7 protein-coding genes are annotated in these 6,063 nt (G+C 63.0%); 1 reads left to right on the top strand and 6 read right to left on the bottom strand.

What is annotated here, in order from left to right; translation table 11 throughout:
• The 6 genes from B4A72_RS00885 to B4A72_RS00860 form a co-directional block, all read right to left on the bottom strand.
• The coding region (locus B4A72_RS00885; protein WP_292977958.1) for a YkvA family protein at positions 1 to 372 on the bottom strand (372 nt) is incomplete at its 3' end.
• A 129-nt stretch (positions 373 to 501) separates the two neighbouring features.
• The gene (locus B4A72_RS00880) at positions 502 to 1,221 is read right to left on the bottom strand and encodes a DUF1003 domain-containing protein (protein ID WP_292952800.1); all 720 of its coding nucleotides are present in this window, start codon (positions 1,219 to 1,221) and stop codon (positions 502 to 504) included.
• 264 nt (positions 1,222 to 1,485) lie between these two features.
• A complete protein-coding gene (locus B4A72_RS00875) occupies positions 1,486 to 2,268 on the bottom strand; it encodes a 3-hydroxybutyrate dehydrogenase (protein WP_292952797.1) in 783 nt (260 codons plus the stop codon).
• Between the two features lie 100 nt (positions 2,269 to 2,368).
• Positions 2,369 to 3,349: an alpha/beta hydrolase gene (locus B4A72_RS00870; protein WP_292952794.1), complete on the bottom strand. Its 981-nt coding sequence runs from the start codon at positions 3,347 to 3,349 to the stop codon at positions 2,369 to 2,371.
• Between the two features lie 88 nt (positions 3,350 to 3,437).
• A complete protein-coding gene (locus B4A72_RS00865) occupies positions 3,438 to 4,175 on the bottom strand; it encodes an acetoacetate decarboxylase (RefSeq protein ID WP_292952791.1) in 738 nt (245 codons plus the stop codon).
• Between the two features lie 11 nt (positions 4,176 to 4,186).
• Positions 4,187 to 5,290: a patatin-like phospholipase family protein gene (locus B4A72_RS00860; protein ID WP_292952788.1), complete on the bottom strand. Its 1,104-nt coding sequence runs from the start codon at positions 5,288 to 5,290 to the stop codon at positions 4,187 to 4,189.
• Positions 5,291 to 5,622: 332 nt separating this feature from the next.
• On the opposite strand from B4A72_RS00860, the gene B4A72_RS00855 reads away from it, so the two are divergent.
• The coding region (locus B4A72_RS00855; protein ID WP_349678613.1) for a DUF6629 family protein at positions 5,623 to 6,063 on the top strand (441 nt) is incomplete at its 3' end.

Below are 6,063 nucleotides of genomic sequence, written 5' to 3'. Positions count from 1 at the left end.
CCACCAGGCGATGGCAGCAAGGGCGGCAGCCCAGATCCCAACGACCGCGATTGCACCCGCGCGACTTCTGGGCAGGGCTGCCAGTCTGTCCGCCTTGGCCCTGAGATCGTCCATCACGTCACCCGGCACCAGGCGGACAGCCAGCAAAATCCCAAGCGGAACGAGAATGGCATCGTCGAGATAGCCCAGCACCGGAATAAAATCCGGGATCAGGTCTATCGGACTGAGTGCATAGGTGACGACGCCGACGGCGACAACCTTCGCAAGCCACGGAACACGGGGATCGCGGGCCGCCAGGTAGAGCGCCACGACATCGCGCTTTACCAGACCAGCCCAGTCCCGCAACCGCCTCAGGATCTCGGGTTTTTCCATGCAATTCCTGCGGCCCGGTTCGGTACCGGCCTTGAAAGACGAAGAACATGCCCGCGCAGTTCAAGGTCAATCCCTCCGGATGATTTGAGCGGCAGCGGTTCACCGGGATACAGCGTTGAGCATCCTTTATCATCGGCGGCCATCGGCGTTTTCCTCCAGCAGTTCGATCTGGATCTGCTGCAATTCGACCAGCTTTTCCCATTGCTGGGCAAGCTGATGGTCGATCTTTTCGTGCAATTGCCGGATTTCCAGTTCGGATTTGAGGTTGACGCGATAATCGTTTTCGGCCCGCAGACGGTCCTTTTTCTCCTGCCGGCGCTGGCTCATCATGATCACCGGCGCCTGAAGGGCGGCCAGACAGGACAGGACGAGGTTCAGCAGGATGAAGGGATAGGGATCGAACGGCCTGGCGCCGAGGAACAGAACGTTCAGCAGCATCCAGAAGATCAGCACCGCCAGAAAGGACAGGATGAAGGTCCAGCTGCCGCCGAATTCGGCCACGCCGTCGGCAAGCCTCTCGCCGAACGTGTAGGTGTCCTCTGCCTCGTTCTCGGGGTTGCGCGATACCGGTTCGCCCGCTTCGAGGCTGGCGATCACCTGCCGGTCAAGATCGGCCAGTTCGCCGCGTTCGTCGGCCAGCAGCCGTTCGACATAATCCCGTCGGAACCGTGCAAGGTCCGGCTGGCAGATCTGCTTGCCCTCGCCCCAGCCGGGCGCCGTGGCGGCGATCAGTTCGGACACGCCCGGACGAACCGAAATCCATGGGCGCAGCCTGGGCGCCGGAAAGGATCGTCCGCAGACGTGGCAGACGGACTTTCCGGCAGTCCGGGTGGAAACCGGGTCGATCATGCCATACCTCATCCTTCGCCGCCCGGGCCGACATGACGAGCGGACTATCGTTTGCCGGGAAATTCAACCCCGGAGGGGTCTGTCCGATCGCGGCCAATCGGCATCCTCGCAGGGGCGGCGTGTCCGGCCAGCCGGAAGGCGTCCTTTTCGGGATGGCGATTGTGGCCCGTCAGGATCGCCCGAGGTGTCGGTTCGGGCGGCGCCGGACCACGAGGCCCGGCCGGAAAAGCGCCGCCCATCCGGTTCTCCTGTCCTTTCGGGGGGCTAGTTCATGTACCAGCCGTGGCTGACGACAAGCGACTGGCCGGTCAGCGCGTTGGTGGGAAAGGCGGCGAAGATGTGGGCGACCTCGGCGACGTCGGCGATCGTGGTGAATTCCTGATCGACGGTCTCGCCCAGCATCACGCGGTTGACGACCTCGTCCTCGGAGATGCCCAGATCGCGCGCCTGTTCGGGGATCTGCTTTTCCACCAGCGGCGTCTTGACGAAGCCGGGGCAGATCACATTGGCGCGCACGCCACGTTCGCCGCCTTCCTTCGAGATCACGCGCGCAAGGCCCAGAAGCCCGTGCTTGGCGGTGACATAGGCCGATTTCAACGGCGAGGCTTCCTTGGAATGGACCGAGCCCATGAAGATGATCGAACCCGATCCGGCCTTGTACATATGCGGCAGACAGGCCCTGGATGTCAGGAATGCGCCGTCAAGATGGATCGACAGCAATTTCTTCCAGTCGGCGAACGGAAAGTCCTGCAACGGGTGGACGATCTGGATTCCCGCATTGGACACCAGGACGTCGATCTTGCCCCATTTCGTGACGACCGCCTCGATGCCGGCATTGACCTGCGCCTCGTCGGTCACGTCCATTTCGACCGCCATCGCCGTACCGGGACCTTGCGCCGTCAGCGCGTCGGCCGTCTTCTGCGCGGCGTCCAGCTTGAGATCGGCGATGACGACCTTCGCGCCATCGGCGATGAAGCGTTCGGCGATGCCGTGGCCGATGCCGCTGGCCGCGCCGGTGATGATGCAGACCTTGTCCTTGAGGTTCATTTCACGTCTTCCTTTTTCCAATGGCGCGGCGACAAGGATGCGCCGCGACCGTTTCCAGATATGTCCACAACGCCCGCCCCCGCCCCCGGCTCCCACATGCCTAGCGCAGCGGAGGATCGCCCACAGCAAGGAAGGCCAGCGCGTCGGGAAGCGCCGAGCGCCAGAATTTCCAGTTGTGATCGCCCTCTGCGACCCGCAGGTGAACAGCGACGTTTCTTGCCTTCAGCGTCTGATACAGCGCAAATGTTCCCCGCCAGAGGCCAAGCGAATCGTGGTCGCCAATGGCAAGAAGGAGACGGGGCATCGTTTCGGGCCTTGTCTTGTCATTCAGCAGGGTGAACACGTTCAACGCATTGAAGCGGCGGCCGTCGAAGGGATCGCCGAAAGCGCCGGAAAAGTGCGGTCCCGGATTTGGCAGATCGATACCGGTCTCGAACATCCCGTCGGGTTCGACATCGAAATAGACCGCATCGCGGATCAGATTGAGCTTTTCGGCCGGCAGATTCAGATCTTCCTGCGGAACGTTCTGCCAGATCGCGGGTGACAAAGCCGCGATCGAGCCGAAACGGGGCCTCGCCATCGCCAGGCGAAGCGCACCATATCCACCCATGGAAAGGCCCAGGATCGAGTTGGCCCGGGGGCGTTCATCGATCCGCCATTTCGCATCCACCCAATCGATTATGGCGTCAAATGCCGCTTCCGCGTCGCGGCCGGGGCCGGCATCGACATACCAGTTGTTTCCCAGGCTCGGCATGACGACAATCGGCCGGGCGCCCGTATCGGGCATCGCGGCGAGTGTCGCATCCACCTGGCCCAGACGGACCCAGTCGCAGCCTGTGCCGCCAAGCCCGTGGAGAAGAACCAGCAGGGGCCGGCCCGATACAGGTTCATCGGTCTCTGGCTCAAGCACGACGACGGATGAGGCCGGGTTCATGTCGATGGACGGCACCGAATAGGTGCCGATCCTGTATCCCGCCGCCAGCGGACGGTCCTTGGGCTGGCAAGGTTCTGCAAACGCCTGGATCGCGCCCAGCGTCGTGGCGGCAAATATCAGGCCGGACCATTTCAAGCGGCGTCTCATGGACGGAACCCTTCTCCGAGAAACCTCTGCCTTGCGGGGGCGTCGAGGTTGCGAAAGACCGGACGCGAATGCAGGAACGGCATCCTGATCATTCCAGATAATCATGCATGACCTCACCCAATCCGAGGGTCAGATCGGTCAAGAGATGAACGGCCGAGATCACCTCGAGAACCGGCAGGGCGGCCACGGGCGCCAGCGCATGATGGTGCAGTTCCAGCCCGGCGGGGCCTTCCCATGCGCCTTTCAGCGCGATGTCGGTCGTGTAGTAGCGGACGAGTTCGCAGATCCGCGGGCTGCAATCGACATGGGGAATGATCTTGAGAAGAAAATTCGGCGCCTCGAGCGCCTTGATCACCTTGTTCTTGTCCAACTCGCGATGCTTGTAGCCCATCGTGCCGGTCGCCACCCGGACCGAGCCGACATCAAGCGTGCCGATCAGCGTGTCCTTCTCGATCCGCAGCGCGGGGTCGGCCAGCTTTTTCGGAAAGCCCCAAATTTCGCGACCGCCCGCAATCGGCGCCTCGTCGTTCAGAAACATCGCATGGACGTAGCCGCCCGCAACGCCGTCCAGCGTCACCGGGATGACCTGTCCGCTTTCGGTATAATCGCCAAACCCCGTCGAATCCGGCATCCGGATGAATTCGTATTTGACCAGCGGGTCGGTGATTTCCAGCGGCTCGGGCACGACCGCCCGCAATGCATCGATGTCCGTGCGGTAGGTGATCGTCAGGAACTCGCGGTCGATGAACCGGTAGGGGCCCTTTGGGTAGGAGGGACTTGTCAGCGGCATGGCGAAAGCCTGTTTGGCGACATCGCTCGGTTTCATTTCGTTTCCCTTCACGTGTTCCGTGAGCCCAGATCGAAGACCTGCAGGCCGTCCTTGCCGATCTCGCGGCTCTTCCATTTCCTGTGCGCCAGCGTGCGGCCGACATCGGCGATCCCCGCCGTCCAGTGTTCGGTCATCGACAGCCGCGAGAATTCGTAGTCCTTGGAATTGCGCTCGAACCCCTCCTTGCGGTGAATGAAATGGACCAGCGTGACCGGGCAATCGGGACCGGCGTCGCGCAGCAGGGCCAGATCGGGATCGGATTGCATCTCCTTCGGCAGCTTCGCCGCCAGCCGTTCGGCCGCAGCCCGGATGTCATGCAGGTGGCGGTAGCGATCGGTGGTCAGGCGGGTCCGGCTGGAATAGCGGATGTCCTTCTCGCGTTGCTGGACATCGGCGATGTCGACCGGCAGATCACCGCGGGCGCTGAACAGGTCGATCTGAAAGATGCACAGCGCCTCGGTGCCGGCGTTCTCCATCACGTATTGCAGCGGTGTGTTGGAGACGAGGCCGCCGTCCCAATAGAAATGGCCGTCGATCTCGACCGGCGGAAAACCCGGCGGCAAGGCGCCGCTGGCCATGATGTGCCGCATGTCGAGGCGCATCTCGGTGCTGTCGAAATAGGCGAAGTTGCCGGTCTCGATATCGGTCGTGCCAACGCTGAGGCGCGGACCCTTTTCGTTGAGATAGTCGAAATCGACCGTCTCATTCAGCGTCGCCGCAAGCGGCGCGGTGTCATAGAAGCTGAGCGCCGGATGGGCCGCGAACGGCCAGAGCGCCAGCAGCGGGCGCGGCCGGAAAAAGCCGGGCGCGCCTGCCAGCGCCACTTCGGCGGCGGCAATTTCCGAATAGATGCGGCGCGGCTTCGGGCCCCACATCCAGGGGGCGTAGGTCAGATCCGAGGTGATCTGTTCCCAGAAGCTGCGAAGCCGCTCGACCCGCGTCTCGACCGGGTTGCCGCAGATGATCGCCGCGTTGATGGCGCCGATGGAAATTCCCGCGACCCAGTCGATTTCCAGCCTGCTTTGGGCCAGTTTTTCATAGGCGCCGGCCTGATAGGCCCCAAGGGCACCGCCGCCTTGCAGCACCAGGACGTTCCGCTCTGCTGTCGGCATCTGCTTCTTCCTCGTCGGCACATCGTCCAGGGGAAGGATATGATATCCACCGACCGTCACTTTTACCCGGTTCTTACAAAAGTGACAGCTTTGCCGGCATCCTTGACCGGGCAATGCCGGATTGGCGGACTTGATCGGTGGCCGGATCCGCACGAGCCAATCTTGAAGACGCGGCTGGGGATCAAGGGTGCGGCCGGCCCGAGGGCGATCCGCCGTTTGCACGTCATCGCGCCGGACCGCCGCCCGAAGGCACGGCAGGCGCAGTGGCAATCGCCGCAAGGCCTGCTACCGTGAACGGGCGTTGCGCGACCCGTCACGGAGAGATTTTCGCCATGTGCCTTTCCCAGACCGTCAGCTTTACTGCCAGCGCCTTTCTCGTGGTGGGTGGCGGTTATGCCGTCACGCGCGCCTGGGCGATCAATCCGCGGTATCTGCCGGTGGCGCTGATGCCGGTCTTTGCCGGACTTCAGCAATTCATGGAGGGCAACGTCTGGTGGGGGGTGAATACCGGCGATCCGGGCGCGACCCTGCTGGGGGCACTGGGGTTCATCTTCTTCACCTGGTTCATGTGGCCGTTCTGGATCCCGCTGGCCTCCTGGGTGCTGGAGCCGCCCGGCAGCCGGCGCCGGCCCTGGATGGCTGCGATGTCGGTCGCGGGGCTTGCCTTCGGACTGGCGCTCTATGTGCCGCATCTGGTCAATCCCGGCTGGATCGAGGTGACGGTCAATCAGGATTCGCTGGCCTACGACGGCACCATGCTGCTTGACTACCTG

It is taken from the genome of Paracoccus sp. UBA5162 (genome assembly GCF_002413585.1).
GTDB lineage: Bacteria > Pseudomonadota > Alphaproteobacteria > Rhodobacterales > Rhodobacteraceae > Paracoccus.
Note: the sequence above shows the minus strand (reverse complement) of the source record. Positions and strands in the feature narration are given on the sequence as shown.

Bases quoted from the DNA above. Each gene is read 5' to 3' on its own strand.
- B4A72_RS00880 (WP_292952800.1), bottom strand. From the start codon at position 1,221: ATGATCGACCCGGTTTCCACCCGGACTGCCGGAAAGTCCGTCTGCCAC.
- B4A72_RS00875 (WP_292952797.1), bottom strand. From the start codon at position 2,268: ATGAACCTCAAGGACAAGGTCTGCATCATCACCGGCGCGGCCAGCGGC.
- B4A72_RS00860 (WP_292952788.1), bottom strand. From the start codon at position 5,290: ATGCCGACAGCAGAGCGGAACGTCCTGGTGCTGCAAGGCGGCGGTGCC.
- B4A72_RS00870 (WP_292952794.1), bottom strand. From the start codon at position 3,349: ATGAGACGCCGCTTGAAATGGTCCGGCCTGATATTTGCCGCCACGACG.
- B4A72_RS00865 (WP_292952791.1), bottom strand. From the start codon at position 4,175: ATGAAACCGAGCGATGTCGCCAAACAGGCTTTCGCCATGCCGCTGACA.